The organism is Geoalkalibacter subterraneus, assembly GCF_000827125.1.
Taxonomy (GTDB): domain Bacteria; phylum Desulfobacterota; class Desulfuromonadia; order Desulfuromonadales; family Geoalkalibacteraceae; genus Geoalkalibacter_A; species Geoalkalibacter_A subterraneus.
Genome location: NZ_CP010311.1, coordinates 710,299 through 725,039, shown reverse-complemented (window position 1 = coordinate 725,039; position 14,741 = coordinate 710,299). Strand labels below are relative to the sequence as shown.

The 14,741-nt window shown below is 58.7% G+C and carries 13 protein-coding genes and 1 tRNA gene; 10 read left to right on the top strand and 4 right to left on the bottom strand.

What is annotated here, in order from left to right:
* Window positions 1-53 precede the first annotated feature (53 nt).
* Both GSUB_RS03295 and ald read right to left on the bottom strand, forming a co-directional pair.
* Window positions 54-710 carry a four helix bundle suffix domain-containing protein gene (locus GSUB_RS03295; RefSeq protein WP_084211712.1) on the bottom strand — a complete coding sequence of 219 codons (657 nt, stop codon included), beginning with the start codon at window positions 708-710 and terminating at the stop codon, window positions 54-56.
* 240 nt (window positions 711-950) lie between these two features.
* The gene (gene ald, locus GSUB_RS03290) at window positions 951-2,057 is read right to left on the bottom strand and encodes an alanine dehydrogenase (RefSeq protein ID WP_040201997.1); all 1,107 of its coding nucleotides are present in this window, start codon (window positions 2,055-2,057) and stop codon (window positions 951-953) included.
* A 79-nt stretch (window positions 2,058-2,136) separates the two neighbouring features.
* Here ald and GSUB_RS03285 point away from each other — a divergent pair, with 79 nt between their 5' ends.
* Both GSUB_RS03285 and GSUB_RS03280 read left to right on the top strand, forming a co-directional pair.
* A complete protein-coding gene (locus tag GSUB_RS03285) occupies window positions 2,137-2,379 on the top strand; it encodes a DUF4911 domain-containing protein (RefSeq protein ID WP_040199177.1) in 243 nt (80 codons plus the stop codon).
* Window positions 2,380-2,492: 113 nt separating this feature from the next.
* Complete coding sequence (locus GSUB_RS03280) at window positions 2,493-3,551, top strand: AI-2E family transporter (RefSeq protein WP_040199176.1); 1,059 nt, start codon at window positions 2,493-2,495, stop codon at window positions 3,549-3,551.
* Between the two features lie 7 nt (window positions 3,552-3,558).
* On the opposite strand, the gene GSUB_RS18945 is transcribed toward GSUB_RS03280, so the two are convergent.
* A complete protein-coding gene (locus tag GSUB_RS18945; protein WP_144401932.1) occupies window positions 3,559-3,843 on the bottom strand; it encodes a hypothetical protein in 285 nt (94 codons plus the stop codon).
* A gap of 345 nt (window positions 3,844-4,188) precedes the next feature.
* Between GSUB_RS18945 and GSUB_RS03270 the strand changes: the two genes are divergently transcribed.
* Window positions 4,189-6,696, top strand: a complete 2,508-nt coding sequence (locus GSUB_RS03270; RefSeq protein WP_040199174.1) for a glycogen/starch/alpha-glucan phosphorylase — start codon at window positions 4,189-4,191, stop codon at window positions 6,694-6,696.
* 163 nt (window positions 6,697-6,859) lie between these two features.
* A complete protein-coding gene (locus tag GSUB_RS03265) occupies window positions 6,860-7,435 on the top strand; it encodes a hypothetical protein (RefSeq protein WP_040199173.1) in 576 nt (191 codons plus the stop codon).
* A gap of 333 nt (window positions 7,436-7,768) precedes the next feature.
* On the opposite strand, the gene GSUB_RS03260 is transcribed toward GSUB_RS03265, so the two are convergent.
* Window positions 7,769-8,806, bottom strand: coding sequence for a GMP reductase (locus GSUB_RS03260; protein ID WP_040199172.1), 1,038 nt, complete (start codon window positions 8,804-8,806; stop codon window positions 7,769-7,771).
* A 138-nt stretch (window positions 8,807-8,944) separates the two neighbouring features.
* Between GSUB_RS03260 and GSUB_RS03255 the strand changes: the two genes are divergently transcribed.
* The 6 genes from GSUB_RS03255 to truD all read left to right on the top strand — a co-directional run bounded on the left by GSUB_RS03255 (window position 8,945) and on the right by truD (window position 14,533).
* The gene (locus GSUB_RS03255; RefSeq protein ID WP_040199171.1) at window positions 8,945-10,054 is read left to right on the top strand and encodes a phosphotransacetylase family protein; all 1,110 of its coding nucleotides are present in this window, start codon (window positions 8,945-8,947) and stop codon (window positions 10,052-10,054) included.
* An 83-nt stretch (window positions 10,055-10,137) separates the two neighbouring features.
* Window positions 10,138-10,213, top strand: a tRNA-Thr gene (locus tag GSUB_RS03250).
* 157 nt (window positions 10,214-10,370) lie between these two features.
* Window positions 10,371-11,432, top strand: coding sequence for a threonine aldolase family protein (locus tag GSUB_RS03245; RefSeq protein WP_040199170.1), 1,062 nt, complete (start codon window positions 10,371-10,373; stop codon window positions 11,430-11,432).
* 43 nt (window positions 11,433-11,475) lie between these two features.
* Complete coding sequence (locus GSUB_RS03240; RefSeq protein ID WP_040199169.1) at window positions 11,476-12,369, top strand: selenium metabolism-associated LysR family transcriptional regulator; 894 nt, start codon at window positions 11,476-11,478, stop codon at window positions 12,367-12,369.
* 251 nt (window positions 12,370-12,620) lie between these two features.
* Entirely contained in the window at window positions 12,621-13,319 is a 699-nt protein-coding gene (trmB, locus tag GSUB_RS03235; RefSeq protein WP_040199168.1) for a tRNA (guanosine(46)-N7)-methyltransferase TrmB, read from the top strand.
* The gene (truD, locus tag GSUB_RS03230; protein ID WP_052464450.1) at window positions 13,316-14,533 is read left to right on the top strand and encodes a tRNA pseudouridine(13) synthase TruD; all 1,218 of its coding nucleotides are present in this window, start codon (window positions 13,316-13,318) and stop codon (window positions 14,531-14,533) included. Before trmB ends, truD begins: the two co-directional genes overlap by 4 nt.
* Window positions 14,534-14,741: the final 208 nt, after the last annotated feature.

Genomic DNA, 14,741 nt, shown 5'->3' with positions numbered 1-14,741 from the left:
CATAGCTCCCATCACTTGCATAATTTGCTGCTCTTCTCATGGGTTCCGTTTTTTCATCGCTTCAGGCGCTGCCGATCCCGTTCCTGCAAGCGCAACCGCGTCATGCGCTCGCGCAGACCGCCGTCCTGCAGAAAATCTTTTTCCAGGCGTTTCAACTGTTGGTCGAGAAGGTAATTGGCTTGATGTATCAGGCAGATGGCGATGTTCGCCACCACTTCGGCAGAGCGGGTGTCGACGAATTCGCGGTAGGTTTCATAGGAGATTTCGGGATTCTGCCCAATTCTGCGGACGTAGCGGGCCTGCCTTGAGTTTTTGTCCCAGATGATCAGGTCACGCACTTTGAGAAAGTCGCGGTAGTCTTCGAGCAGTTCTTCGAGGCTGGCACGAGCTACGTTGGTCAGTTTAATCTCCATCTCTTTGGAGGTGGGCGCGGCTTTGCTCCCTTCGATGATATTCTGCTTGCCCGAACGGGCCGCCTGCACCATCTGATCAATGGTGCGGTCGCCCCGGTGCAAAAAGCGTCGGCAAAAACGGTAGGTTATCTGATAGACCACTTCAGACTTCTGATAGGAAAGCAGGGTCCGATAATCGCCTCTTGGGGTTAGAATCGAAGGCTGGGAGTTCTGAGAATTATGGGAATCATGAAAAGGCTCCTGTCTGGCGCTCCCAGGGCTCACATCTTTCTCATAATTCCCATTGTCTTTCTTCATCACATTATCTCCTGGATCCCGGCCAGAAACTACAAACAGAAGTCGACTTGAAACAATAGGATAAATACCTTGTTATTTCCAGCCAAAAAAACCCCGGGTGGGGAGCCCGGGGGTCGCAAAAATGATACCTCTGCTTGGGGAATTGCCGTTTGAAGGAGGGTCGTTGGCAAATATAAGAGATATGCTGTTTTTCTCCCTCACCCCGGCCCTCTCCCGCTGGGAGAGGGGGGAAGCCGCGGGTTACGGGCGGTACTCTTTATATTCGAGGTTCAGGGCTTCGGCCACTGGGCGGTTGCACAGCTGACCGTCGTGAATATTGACTCCACGCCGCAGCGCTTCGTCCTTTTGGCAGGCAGCGGCGAGCCCCTGAGAGGCGATGGCGCGCACGTAAGGCAGGGTGCTGTTGGTCAGGGCATAGGTGCTGGTGCGGCTTACCGCGCCGGGCATGTTGGCCACGCCGTAATGCAACACGTCGCCGACCCGGTATACGGGCTGGTCATGGGTCGTTGGGTGAGTGGTCTCTACGCATCCCCCCTGATCCACCGCCACATCGACCACCACGCTGCCGGGGATCATGCGCCTGACCAGATCGCGTCCCACCAGACGTGGCGCTCGGGCGCCGGGCACGAGAACGGCGCCGATCAACAGGTCACAATGCGGCACCTCTTCCTCAAGTGCGTGGGTACTCGACATCAGGGTACGCACCCGGTTACCGTAATGATCGTCGAGCCGCGCCATGCGCGCCGGGTCGATATCCATCACCGTGACATCGGCTCCCATGCCGACGGCAATACGCACCGCATTGCTGCCCACGACTCCAGCCCCGAGAATCAGAACCCGTCCCGGCGGCACACCGGGCGCGCCAGAGAGCAGAACGCCGCGTCCGCCGTTTTCCTTTTGCAGATAATGCGCCCCCACCTGCACCGCCATGCGACCGGCCACCTCGCTCATGGGGCGCAGCAGCGGCAAAGAGCCGTCTGCCGGCTCAATGGTCTCGTAGGCCACTGCCGTGACACCGGCATCCAGAAGGGCTCGGGTCAATTCAGGCGCGGGGGCCAGATGCAGAAAGGTCATCAGGATCTGCCCGCGGCGCAGACGCGCACACTCTTTCTCCAATGGCTCCTTTACCTTGACCAGAAGCTCAGATGCGGCGAAGATATCGGCAGCCTCATCCACGATTTCTGCACCAACCTCACGGTAGGCCTGATCGTCGATGCCGCTGCCAAGGCCGGCGCCGCTCTGCACCCGGACCTCGTGACCGTCTTCCACCAGGGCACGGGCACCGACCGGCGTCAGCGCGACGCGATATTCACGGGTTTTGATTTCAGTCGGTACACCTATAATCATTTTCAATCTCGATAAAATTTTTCAGCAAAAATAACGCTCCTGACCGTTGCCGTCAAGAGCTTTTCGGAGCCGACCCCCGATGAAAAAAACTTTTGAATACCGATATTTCTCATTGCCGCCACAGGACATTGCCTATCTGCGCTTTATCCTGGAGAGCTATGACGGGCTGTGCTTCATGCGCACTCTCGACAACCGCTCCGGGGTGCTCGAAGTGGCCTGGCCCGCCTCACAGCGCGCCGACGCCCAGCAGTTGCTCGCGGCTCTGCAAGAAGAAGTCGCCCTGCACCAGATCCCACCGCCGGAGATAATTCCTCCGCTTTAAAAAGCGACAAGGCAAAGGCATTTATCGGTCCACATTGACGTTGCCTCTTTTTTGAGGTCCAATGCAACGAGTGGATCCACCGACTTTCAACCCTGCTCACGGAAGCCCTCACCATGTCCGATTTGAAGACGGGCGGGCCAAGCGCCCGCTTGATGCTGACCCTGGCCTCGACCATTATCGTCATCGCCGGAATGCGCCAGGCCTCTCAGATTATCGTCCCTTTTCTGCTGGCGCTTTTCCTGGCCATCGTCTGCGGACCCATTTTTTTCTGGCTGAAACGCCGCGGACTGCCGCCGGTGGCGGCGATCGGGGTTGTCATACTGGGCATACTGGGCGTGGAGTTACTGCTGGCGGCCTTTGTGGGAACCTCCATCGACACTTTTATCAACAATGTCCCCGTTTACCAGCAGCGCCTCAAGGACGAAACATCTTTGCTGCTGACCCTTTTAAACAATTACGGCATCGAAATTCCCCGCCAGCGTTTCATGGAATTCGTCGACCCGGGCGCGATCATGCGCCTGGCGGCCAACATGCTGACCGGCTTCGGCGGTATGTTGACCAATATGTTCCTGATCCTGATTACGGTCATTTTCATGCTGCTGGAGGCGGCCAGTTTCCCGGCCAAACTGCGCGTTGCGCTCAAGGAAGAAGACGCCGAAAAATCCTACGGTTACCTGGCCCGCGTGGCCGATGGCGTCAAGCACTACCTGGCGATGAAAACCCTGGTCAGCCTCGGCACCGGCGCAGTGGTTGCCACATGGGTCTGGGCGCTCGGGGTGGATTTCCCCATCCTGTGGGGGCTGCTGGCCTTTCTGCTCAATTACGTTCCCAACATCGGCTCCATCATCGCCGCGCTGCCGGCCGTGATGATGGCGTTCATTCAATTTGGTGGCCTGCGGGCACTGGTCGTCGCGGCGGGCTATGTCGTGGTCAATGTTCTGTTCGGCAACATGATCGAGCCGCGGGTCATGGGGCGGGGGTTGGGAATCTCAACATTGGTGGTGTTTGTTTCATTGGTGTTCTGGGGGTGGGTACTGGGGCCGGTCGGAATGCTGCTTTCGGTGCCGCTGACCATGACGGTCAAAATTGCCCTTGAAAGCAGCCCCGACACCCATTGGATCGCCATCCTGCTGGGAGAGCAGCCAAAAATGGAAGCTCCCCAGAAAGAATAACTTGATTTCAGATATCCGAAGAGACGTCCGTCTCCGGGCGCGCTCTCTCGTCACGCTTCGGCCAACGGCAGTAGAGCGCACCCTGATCCCGCGTCAGGCCCGCCATCACCAACAAAGGCCCGAGGCAGCCCATCAGGAAGACTGCGAGCACCACTAAACCGACCTCAGCTCCCCAGATCAACAGAGCGGCACCAGGTACGGCGACCAGCAGAGCGATCAAAGACAACCGAACCATACGCGGCAATCTCATTGGACGGCCTGTCCCCACTTTTTTATCGCTGGACATATTCATCGGAGGCCTCCCCAGATAAATCCATCGCCAAACACCCCTCCTCAATGAAAGATAATTCAGCAAAAAACAGGCCAGAAGACTTTTAACCCCAATTTTAGTTATTTTCATACCTGGATACGGGAAAATCCGCTTCTCCACGAAGCCAGTGGAGGCATATTTCATCATTTTTTTCCATCTCTCGTCGGATTCTGTCGGTTTTTTTTACACATAATGATGATGCACCCGCAAAAATCATCGACGCAGGTGCGAAATTCTTCCTTGACCCGGCGATTGAATCAGATAATTTATTATCCTCTGTTTTGAACTTAACGCATCTTTGCCAGGTATCGGCAGGAGGTTTACATTATGCACCACCGCACCCACGATCGCAGTCTGCCCCACGCTTCCCTGACTGAAGTCCCGCCGCTGTCCAACGATCCGCAGACCCTGGCACAGGATCTCCAGGGCTACTACACCCACCACCTCGGGCGCGACCGCAACTGCCGCACCACTCACTACATCTACAAAGCGCTGGTGCTGACCCTGCGTGACCGGCTGATGGAACGCTGGAAGAACACACGATATGCCTACCAGGACAATAACGGCCGGCGTGCCTACTACATGTCCCTGGAGTACCTGATGGGACGCGCGCTCGGCAACGCCCTGCTCAACCTCGGGCTGGAAGAGGAGATCGACCAGGCGCTGTCCATGTTCAGCCTCGACATGGAGGAACTTGAAGCCTGTGAATCCGATGCCGGACTCGGCAACGGGGGCCTGGGGCGACTGGCCGCCTGCTTTCTCGACAGCTGTGCAACCCTGCAGCTGCCGGTGTGCGGGTACGGCATCCGCTACCGCTACGGCATGTTCCGCCAGCACATCCGCAATGGAGAACAGGTGGAAGAACCCGACCACTGGCTTCGCGACGGATACCCGTGGGAGATCGAGCGCCCCGAGTACGCCCAGCGGATTCGCTTCGGCGGACGCAGCGAAGTCAAACGCGAGGCAGACGGCAGATTGAGCGGACGCTGGGTTGAAACACACGATGTCCTGGCGATCCCCTACGACGTGCCGATCCCCGGCTTCCGCAACGGCACGGTCAACACCCTGCGGCTGTGGAGCGCCGCCGCCACGGATGAGTTCGATCTGGGCGAATTCAACTCGGGCGCCTATCCCGAATCGGTCTCCGCCAAAAACGATGCCGAAAAAATCACCATGGTGCTCTACCCCAATGATGCCTCGGAGAACGGCAAGGAGCTGCGTTTGCGCCAGCAGTATTTCCTGGCCTCCGCCAGCCTGCAGGACGTGTTGCAGCAATGGGTCGGCATTGAAGGGATCGACATGGATCGTTTTGCCGAAAAGAACGTCTTTCAGCTCAACGACACCCACCCCGCGATCTGCGTTCCCGAACTGATGCGTCTGCTGCTCGACGAACATTGCCTGAGCTGGGACGAGGCCTGGGAGATCACCTCAAACACCATGGCCTACACCAACCACACCCTGCTCCCGGAAGCTCTTGAAAAGTGGCCGGTGCGCATGTTCCAGCGGCTGCTGCCGCGACTGCTCGACATCATCTATGAAATCAACGCCCGTTTTCTCGCCGAAGTCAGCAGCCGGTGGCCGGGCGACAGGGACCGCATTCGCCGTATGTCGATCATCGAAGAGGGTCCGGAACCCATGGTGCGCATGGCATTTCTGGCCATTGTCGGCAGTTTTTCCGTCAACGGCGTGGCGGCGCTGCACTCCAGGTTGCTGCAGCGGGGGATGTTCAAAGATTTCTTCGAAATGTGGCCGCAAAAATTCAACAATAAAACCAATGGTGTGACACCGCGCCGTTGGGTGGCGGCCGCCAACCCGATGTTGACCGAACTGATCAGCGAGCAGATCGGAGACGGATGGATTGACGATCTCTCACAGCTGCGCAAGTTGATTCCCCTGGCCGGAGACAAGGATTTTCAGCAGCGCTGGCTGACTGTCAAACGCGACAACAAAGTGCGCCTTGCCGACCTGGTCCGGCAGCGCTGCGAAGTGCACTTCGACCCCGATGCCCTTTTTGACGTGCAGGTCAAGCGCATCCATGAATACAAGCGTCAGCTTCTCAATGTCTTACACGTGATTCATCTCTACGATCGCATCAAACGCGGGGATATCCAAAACTGGACTCCGCGATGCGTATTGATCGGCGGCAAGGCCGCACCCGGTTACGCTATGGCCAAGCGGATTGTAAAACTGGTCAACAATGTCGCCCATGTAGTGAACAACGACCCTGCGGTGGGCGACCTGCTCAAGGTGGCATTTTTCCCTAACTACGGCGTCAGCGCCATGGAGGTGATCTGCCCCGGCACGGATCTGTCGGAACAGATATCTACCGCCGGCAAGGAAGCCTCGGGCACCGGCAACATGAAATTCATGATGAACGGCGCTCTTACGATCGGCACACTTGATGGCGCCAACATTGAAATCCGCGAAGAAGTGGGCGAGGAGAATTTTTTCCTGTTCGGCTTGAATGCCGAAGAGGTCGCCGGCATGCGCGAAAACTACGACCCGGCCGCCATCATCGCAGCCGACGAAAACCTTGCGCGGGTGCTGCAGCTGCTTGAAAGCGGACATTTCAACCAGTTTGAACCCGGCATCTTCGACCCCATTCTGCGGGCACTGACCAGTCGCAACGATCCCTGGCTGACGGTGGCCGACTTCGCTGACTACCTCAAGGCTCAGCGTGCGGTTTCGCAGGCTTATCGCGATCAGGAGAAATGGGCGAAGATGAGTATCCTCAATACGGCATGCAGCGGACGCTTTTCCACCGACCGCACCATCTCCGAATACAACGACGAGATCTGGAAACTACGCCCGACACCATCTTTGTCCGCGAAATAACCGGATGCTTTTGTAATACAGCCGGCCCGAAAGAGGCTCCTGGCCGAAAAGACCTCGAAATTAAAGGGATTTTCATTCCTGGCACTGTTAGTGCACGCCAATCTTCGTGACAACAGCGGTTTTTCCCATTCAAGGGAGGACCGCTTGCACGAAGGGAGGCGTCATGCAAAACGATCACGACTATTACCCCAGCCCCCGTCATCACGAAGCCGACAACAGCACAACCCGGGTTTGTGATTCTACGGACCAGGTCATTGCCGGCCTCGAGCTGATCACCCTCCAGCGCAGCCGCAAGCTGCATGCGTTGTCCCGGCTGGGCCTGTGGGGGGTGCTTATTTTCACGGCGTCGGCCATTGCCCTCTGGCAGGCGACCGTCATATGGCCGACATGCCCCCCGCATTCGCGCGCACTGCTCGGCGCTTCGCCGACAGCGGAGATGATTCACGCGGCCCTGCTGGTCTACGTCATTTCAGCGCTGGTTCTGACGGGCTCGCGCCATACCCGGAAAACTGAAAGATATGCGGGATGGAGCCAGATCGGCTTCATGCTCCCCTTCTATTTTTTCTACTGGTATGCCGACATTCTCACTCTGAACTTTCCCCACCTGACCGCCATCAGTGTTTTGCTGCTGCTGCTGGAACACCTGCGTCTCAACCTTCTGTGCCGAGAGTTGCTGCGCCACGAGTACGAAGAGCATTCCCGCAAGATAAGACGCATCCGCCTCCTTTCCAAACATTGAGAGAGAAGTGCATCCCTCACCAAACGGCGGCCCCTTGCCCATGCCCCCCCGACATGGCGGGGCCCGCCACCTCACACCTCACACCTCACACCTCACACCTCACACCTCACACCTCACACCTCACACCTCACACCTCACACCTCACACCTCACACCTCACACCTCACACTTCACACCTCACACCTCACACCTCACGGACATTTTCAAGGTGGTTTCGCGATTTAATCTCTGCCCGCCGACCAGGCCGCCGCCCTGTTCGAATCCGCGACACAGGCATTCCAGTCGAACATGCGCAATTTCCGGTAGAAAAGGAAAACAAGCACTCTGCAGTCTGTCAGGAGAAAACCTGGCTCTCCTGCTCCAGAACCCTGATGAACGTGGTCCGTTTGGTCAACTCCTTGAGGGCACCCGCGCCCACATAGGTACAGGCCGAACGCAGACCACCCAGCACATCCTTGACCGTGCCTTCGATAGGGCCACGGTAGGGGACCTCCACCGTCTTGCCTTCCGATGAGCGGTACTCGGCCACCCCGCCGGCGTGAATTTCCATGGCGGTGGCCGAACTCATGCCGTAAAACAGCTTGTACATCTGCCCGTCGCGATGCACGATTTCGCCACCGCTCTCATCGTGACCGGCCAGCATGCCGCCGAGCATGACGAAATCCGCCCCCGCGCCGAACGCCTTGGCGACATCGCCGGCACAGGCGCAACCACCGTCGGAGATGATGCGGCCGCCCAGGCCATGGGCGGCGTCGGCACATTCGATCACCGCCGAAAGCTGCGGATAGCCGACCCCGGTCTTGACACGGGTAGTGCACACAGACCCCGGACCGATCCCCACCTTGACCACGTCGGCACCGCTGAGCAGCAGCTCCTCCACCATCTCGCCGGTCACTACGTTGCCGGCGATAATGGTCTTGTCGGGATAGGCGCGCCGCACCCGCACGACGAACTCCACGAAGGATTCGGCATAACCGTTGGCGACATCAATACAGATAAAGCAAAGTTCAGGATTCTCCTCCAGAATCTGCTCCATGCAGGCAAAGTCCTGCTCCGCGGTTCCTGTGCTGACCATGATGCGCTGATAGGTATCCCTATCCTGCCCCTGCAGAAAATCCGACCACTCCTTCGGCGAATAATGCTTGTGCACCGCGGTCAGCATACCATGCCGCGCCAACACGCGGGCGACTTCAAATGTGCCGACCGTATCCATGTTGGCGGCAATGACCGGGACACCGCTCCATTCGCGCCCGCTGTGCATAAACCGGTAGGTACGTTCCAGCGCCACCTGGGCGCGGCTTCTGAGAGTACTGCGCTTGGGGCGGATCAGCACATCCTTGAATCCCAGCTTGACATCGTTTTCCAGTCTCATCGTCCGTTCTCCTTTATAGGTACGTCATCTCCCGTATACCCTTCACATGCGTATACTGGTGGCAAGCCCTCTATATTCCTGTTAGTCTTTGAGATATTCAGCATCCACCTTGCCACGATTTCCCGCGGGAGCAATGCCATGGCACTCAAAATATTCATCGCCGCCACCGGTCAGCACAGCGGTAAAACCACCACCAGCCTGTCGCTGATGCACCTGGCATCCAAAAAATTCGAACGCATCGGCTTTATCAAACCGCTGGGTCCCAAACCCATTGTATTTCGCGGAATCGATATCGACAAGGATCCTGCACTGATGGCGGAACTTTTCGGGCTGGAAAAGCATCTGCCGCTGATGTGCCCGGTGGTGGTCAAGCCCGGCGACACCCGTCGCGCGCTTAACGGCGAGCTTCCTGTCGAGCAGCTGAGCAAAAAGGTCCTCGAGTCCTGCGCTGCGCTGGAGAAGGAGTGTGATTTCATCATCGTGGAAGGCTCCGGCCACCCCGGCGTCGGTTCGGTATTCGGGCTTTCCAATGCCCGCATCGCCAGCCTGCTCAACGCGCCCGTCCTGATGGTGACCGGCGGCGGCATCGGCAACGTGGTGGACTCGGTACATCTCAACCTGGCCCTGTTTGAAAAAGAGCAGGCCGATGTGCGCGCGATCCTCGTCAACAAGATCTTGCCGGAAAAACGCGAGGCGACCCTGAGCTACCTGCAGAAGGCTTTTACCGGACAGCCGTTCGAGATCATCGGCGGCTTCAATTACCAGCCCGTACTGGCCAACCCCACGCTGCGACGGGTTGCCAAGCTGCTCGACTTCCCTCTGCACGGCAACCAGGCCGCGGCTTCACGCATTGTACACCATATTCACATCGGGGCGGCCTCCACCCAGCGCGTGGTGGAAGCGCTGCAGGATTCCACCCTGCTGGTGGTGACCAGCAGCCGCGACGAGCTGCTCGTCACCATGGCCAATCTATACCAGATCCCCGAATACCGAGAAAAAATCGTCGCCCTCGTCATACCCGGCGTCGCCCCGATCACCAAGGTCACCCAGCAGATTCTCGACACCAGCAACATCCCGTATATCCGTACAACGGGGTTCCATACCACCGACATCTACCAGGCGCTGCTCGATGACGTCTCAAAAACCACCGCCGAGGACACGGAAAAAATCGACTTGATCCGCCAGATGGCCGAAAACCGCCTCGATTTCGAAAAGATCACCGAGCTGTTCAGCCGCTCGTCAAAATGATCCAAAGCGGCGAGGCGCGCAAAGCCGTTGACTCGAAAACGAATTTACGGTAAAAGACGAGGTCTCGCAGGCAAATATTGCGCGCCACCCTAGCTCAGCTGGTAGAGCAACTGATTCGTAATCAGTAGGTCGTCGGTTCAAATCCGATGGGTGGCTCCAGATTGGATAACGGGGGTTCAGGCTGAAGGCCGGATCCCCGTTTTCTTTTTGCACCGTCTCTGCAAACGTTTGCCCTGCGCAAAAAACAGCGCTACACTTTCCCTCTCTTAAAGAAAACAGGGCCTGATTTCAAATAATACCCCGGAGATGCACTCCCATGAGATCATCGCACGGTGCCGCCCATCTCAAAAATCAGTTTGCCAGCGACAACTACGCCGGGATCTGCCCTGAAGCCTGGCAGGCCATGGCCGAAGCCAACCAGGGATTCGCCAACGCCTACGGCGAGGACCGGTGGACGGCGCGGGCCTGCGATCTGCTGCGGGACTTTTTTGAAACGGACTGCCAGGTCTATTTCGTGTTCAACGGCACCGCCGGCAACTCGCTGGCGCTGGCCTCGCTGTGCAACTCCTACCACAGCGTCATCTGCCATGAGATTGCGCACGTGGAAACGGACGAGTGCGGCGCGGCGGAGTTTTTCAGCAACGGCACCAAGATCCTGCTGGTCCCGGGGGAAAACGGCAAAATCGACCTGGATGCCGTCGCGCACACCGTCACCCGCCGCGCCGACATCCATTATCCCAAGCCCAAGGTGCTCTCCATCACCCAGGCGACGGAGTTGGGAACGGTCTACAGCCCCTCGGAACTGCAGGCCATCGGCGCCTGCGCCCACGAGTTCGGCATGCGCCTGCACATGGACGGCGCCCGCCTTGGCAACGCGCTGGCTCACCTCGATCGAACTCCCGCCGACCTGACCTGGCGCGCCGGGGTGGACGTCCTGACCCTGGGCGGCACCAAAAACGGCATGGCCGTGGGCGAGGCGGTGGTGTTCTTCGACCCGGCACTGGCTGAAGAATTCGATTACCGCTGCAAGCAGGCGGGGCAGCTGGCCTCCAAAATGCGCTTTCTTGCCGCGCCGTGGATCGGCATGCTGGAAAGCGGCGCCTACCTGCGCAACGCCGCGCACGCCAACCGCTGCGCCGCCCTGCTGGAAGAGCGGTTGCGGCAGATCCCCGGCATTGATATCTGCTATCCCCGCCAGGCCAACGCCGTGTTCGTCTCCCTGCCGCCCCGCGTCAGCCAGGAGCTGGAACGACGGGGATGGCGCTTTTACACCTTCATCGGCCTGGGGCAAGCCCGTTTCATGTGCTCCTGGCAGACCTGTGAAGCGGATATTGACGCACTGGCGGCGGAAATCCGCTCCCTGAGTACCGAAGCCTGACACCGCCGGTGTCACCTGTTCTTATCAATCAAGGGATTCGCAAATGGATCTTAAACGGCTTGAAGTATTCTGCCGGACCGTCGAATTGAAAAGCTTTACCAAAGCGGCGAAGCATCTCCACCTGTCCCAGCCGACGGTCAGCGAGCATATCCGGCACCTCGAACAGGTTGTAGGGGAAAAGCTGCTGGACCGTTTCGGCCGCGAGGTGGTTGCGACTCCCGCGGGGCGGATTCTCTACGATCACGCGCTGAAGATGCTGCGCCTGAAATCCGAGGCGCTGGCCGAGATCGAAGCCTTTGGCGGACGACTGAGCGGAACGCTCGCGCTGGGGGCCAGTTCCATTCCTGGCGCTTACCTGCTGCCGCGCCAGATTGCGGCGCTCAAGAAAGAGCATCCCGGCATCCATTTCAACCTGCGCATCAGCGGCACGAACCGCATTGCACAGGATGTTATCGCCGGTGACCTCGAAATCGGCATCGTCGGTTCCGAGCAGCGCGACGGCAGGTTGACCGACGAGCCCCTGTTTACCGATGAAATCCTGCTGGTGGTTCCTCCTGACCATCCTTTTGCCCAACGAACCCGCGTCACCCCGGAGGAGCTGGCGAATGAGGATTTCATCCTGCGGGAGCCCGACTCCGGTACACGCACCGTGACGATGGAGGGATTGCGCACCCGGGGATTCGACCTGGAACAGGCCCGGATCGTCGCCGAATTCGGCAGCTGCGAAGCGGTGCGCGAAAGCATCAAGGCCGGCATCGGCTGTGGGTTCATGTCGGCACTGGCCGTGGCGGAGGATGCGGAACGGGGAACGCTTAAAACGCTGCGGGTCGAAGGAGTCGATCTGCGGCGGCGCTTTCACCTGCTGACCCGGCGCGGACGGCGCCTGTCCCCGGTAGCGGAACTTTTCATCGAGCAGTTGCGCGCCCAGGTCGCCTGACCCTCCCTGCCGCAGCGAGACCCGATTGCAAAAGTGATCCCATTGTGTTAATAACGCCCTGCTGTTTCGACCTTTTTTGTCGTAAAAATTGCCGTCATCGCAAACACTCAGCGGAGGGCTAAGCAAAAATTTCGTCCTACAAGGCCTGGTGGTTTTCAGGGGCGAAGGCATACATCAGGTATGTCGAGGTTCTGAAAAAACGCCGTAACGCCGTAGGACGGACTTTTTTGCGACGCCATCAAGGATGGACCATGACCCAGCGGATGATTCTGATCAATTCGCCCTACTTCATCTCCGAAGAAAATCTGCACAAAGTCGACGACTGGTCTTCAGTGTTCGGCAACGACCGCCCCCTGTCGCTGGAGATCGGCTGCGGCACCGGCCATTTCGTGGTGGAATGCGCCAGGCGCAATCCGGAGCGCAACTACCTGGCGATCGACATCTTCAATCGCGGCTGCTTCAAGACCTGCAACCGTGTCGAACAGGCCGGATTGACCAATGTGCGGGTGGCCCGAGCGGAAGCGCGCTTTCTGATGGCTCACTTTCTGCCGCCGGACTCCCTGTCGCAGATCTTCATCAACTGCCCCGATCCCTGGCCCAAAAAACGCCACCGGCGGCGGCGCCTGGTCAACGAGACTTTTCTCGACCTGGCGCGCTACGTTCTGAAACGCGAGGGCGACCTTTACTTCACCTCCGATTTCGAGGATTATGCCGTAGAAGTGGCCATGCGGGCCACGGAACACCCTCATTTCTGCCAGGCCCGCCCGGCCCCGGTCACTCTCGACATCGAAGAATATCCGCGCTCCAAATACATGAGGCGCTTCCTCGATCGCAACGAACCAATTTACTTCGTGCACTTTCACTGCGACAAGCCTGAAGGAGCGGTTCTGCCTCCGCCTCCGATGGAACCCGGCTTCCGGCTGCTGTGGGCGGTAGCGAGCGATTTATGATCCCTTACCTGAGCGCACATTTTGACGGCATCGGCGGCCACATCAAGGAGGTACCGGAGGATTTCCAGGTCGAGGAAATCCCCCTTTACCTGCCCTGCGGCAGCGGCGAGCACCTCTATATCGAAGTTGAAAAACGGGGGATGACCACCCTCGACCTCATGCGGCGACTGGCTCGCGCACTCAACCTCAAGGAGCGCGACATGGGCTATGCCGGGCTCAAGGACGCCCGCGCCCTGACCCGCCAGACCCTGAGCCTTCCCGGGGTGCGCCCGGAACAGCTTGAAGGTCTGGAGCTGCCCGGCACCCGCATTATCAGTGCCCAGTACCATCGCAACAAGCTGCGCCCCGGGCACCTGACCGGCAACCGTTTTCGCATCCGAATCCGCCAGGTGGAAGAACAGGCCCTGGACCGCGCCCGGGACATCGTTGATATCCTCGAGCAGGTCGGCGTCCCCAACCTGTTTGGCAGTCAACGCTACGGACTGCTCAACAATTCCCACCTTATCGGCCGCGCGATCCTGGAAGGCAATTTCAGCGAAGCCCTTTCCCAGATCATAGGTGACCCCACCCTGATCCGGGATCCACGCTGGCGACAGGCAGCTGAAGCCTATCGCGCCGGCAATTTGGCCGAGGCACGAACTGCGTTGCCGCCCGCCATGCGCGATGAGCGCCGCCTGCTCGACATGCTGCTGCAGGGGCACGACGAACGCGCCGCCGTTCTTGCCTTTCCGCGCCGCAAGCTGCGGCTGTTTCTGTCGGCCTGCCAATCCTGGCTGTTCGACCGCATTGTCGCCATGCGCATGGAGAGCCTCGAAACCTTGTGGCCGGGCGACCTGGCCTACATTCACGGCAAAGGGGCCTGCTTCCTCGTAGAGGATGCGACCACGGAACAGCCGCGCGCCGACCGTTTTGAGATCAGCCCATCCGGCCCGCTGTTCGGCTACAAAAGCACCCTGGCGCAGGGGCAGGCCGGCGTGATCGAGCAGGCGCTGCTGGATCACGAGGGGATCTCCCTGGAATCGTTTCGCCTGTCAAAAGGACTGTCGATGGAAGGCGAACGTCGCCCACTGCGGGTGCCGCTGACAGAAACAGAGGTCAATGCCGAGGGAGAGGATCTGATCGTATCCTTTGCTCTGCCCCGCGGCAGCTATGCCACCAGCGTTCTGCGGGAGATCATGAAACCAGTTGAAGCGGATCCGCAAAACGGGGTTTGATTAAACCCCTTCTCTCAACCTGTTTTTTTCTGTTAAGATTGATGGCGGCGCAAAAAGTCCGCCCTACGGCGTTACAGCTCTTTTTCAGGACCTCGACATACCTGATGTATGCCTTCGCCCCTGAAAAACCGCCAGCCCTTGTAGGACGAAATTTTTGCTTAGCCATCCTCTCAATTGTTGCGAGTGCATCATGAGTTGATGGCGTTTC

What these genes read in the sequence shown, in the direction of transcription:
- GSUB_RS03295 (WP_084211712.1), bottom strand. Translation starts at nt 710, where the DNA reads ATGAAGAAAGACAATGGGAATTATGAGAAAGATGTGAGCCCTGGGAGC.
- ald (WP_040201997.1), bottom strand. Translation starts at nt 2,057, where the DNA reads ATGATTATAGGTGTACCGACTGAAATCAAAACCCGTGAATATCGCGTC.
- GSUB_RS03285 (WP_040199177.1), top strand. Translation starts at nt 2,137, where the DNA reads ATGAAAAAAACTTTTGAATACCGATATTTCTCATTGCCGCCACAGGAC.
- GSUB_RS03280 (WP_040199176.1), top strand. Translation starts at nt 2,493, where the DNA reads ATGTCCGATTTGAAGACGGGCGGGCCAAGCGCCCGCTTGATGCTGACC.
- GSUB_RS18945 (WP_144401932.1), bottom strand. Translation starts at nt 3,843, where the DNA reads ATGAATATGTCCAGCGATAAAAAAGTGGGGACAGGCCGTCCAATGAGA.
- GSUB_RS03270 (WP_040199174.1), top strand. Translation starts at nt 4,189, where the DNA reads ATGCACCACCGCACCCACGATCGCAGTCTGCCCCACGCTTCCCTGACT.
- GSUB_RS03265 (WP_040199173.1), top strand. Translation starts at nt 6,860, where the DNA reads ATGCAAAACGATCACGACTATTACCCCAGCCCCCGTCATCACGAAGCC.
- GSUB_RS03260 (WP_040199172.1), bottom strand. Translation starts at nt 8,806, where the DNA reads ATGAGACTGGAAAACGATGTCAAGCTGGGATTCAAGGATGTGCTGATC.
- GSUB_RS03255 (WP_040199171.1), top strand. Translation starts at nt 8,945, where the DNA reads ATGGCACTCAAAATATTCATCGCCGCCACCGGTCAGCACAGCGGTAAA.
- GSUB_RS03245 (WP_040199170.1), top strand. Translation starts at nt 10,371, where the DNA reads ATGAGATCATCGCACGGTGCCGCCCATCTCAAAAATCAGTTTGCCAGC.
- GSUB_RS03240 (WP_040199169.1), top strand. Translation starts at nt 11,476, where the DNA reads ATGGATCTTAAACGGCTTGAAGTATTCTGCCGGACCGTCGAATTGAAA.
- trmB (WP_040199168.1), top strand. Translation starts at nt 12,621, where the DNA reads ATGACCCAGCGGATGATTCTGATCAATTCGCCCTACTTCATCTCCGAA.
- truD (WP_052464450.1), top strand. Translation starts at nt 13,316, where the DNA reads ATGATCCCTTACCTGAGCGCACATTTTGACGGCATCGGCGGCCACATC.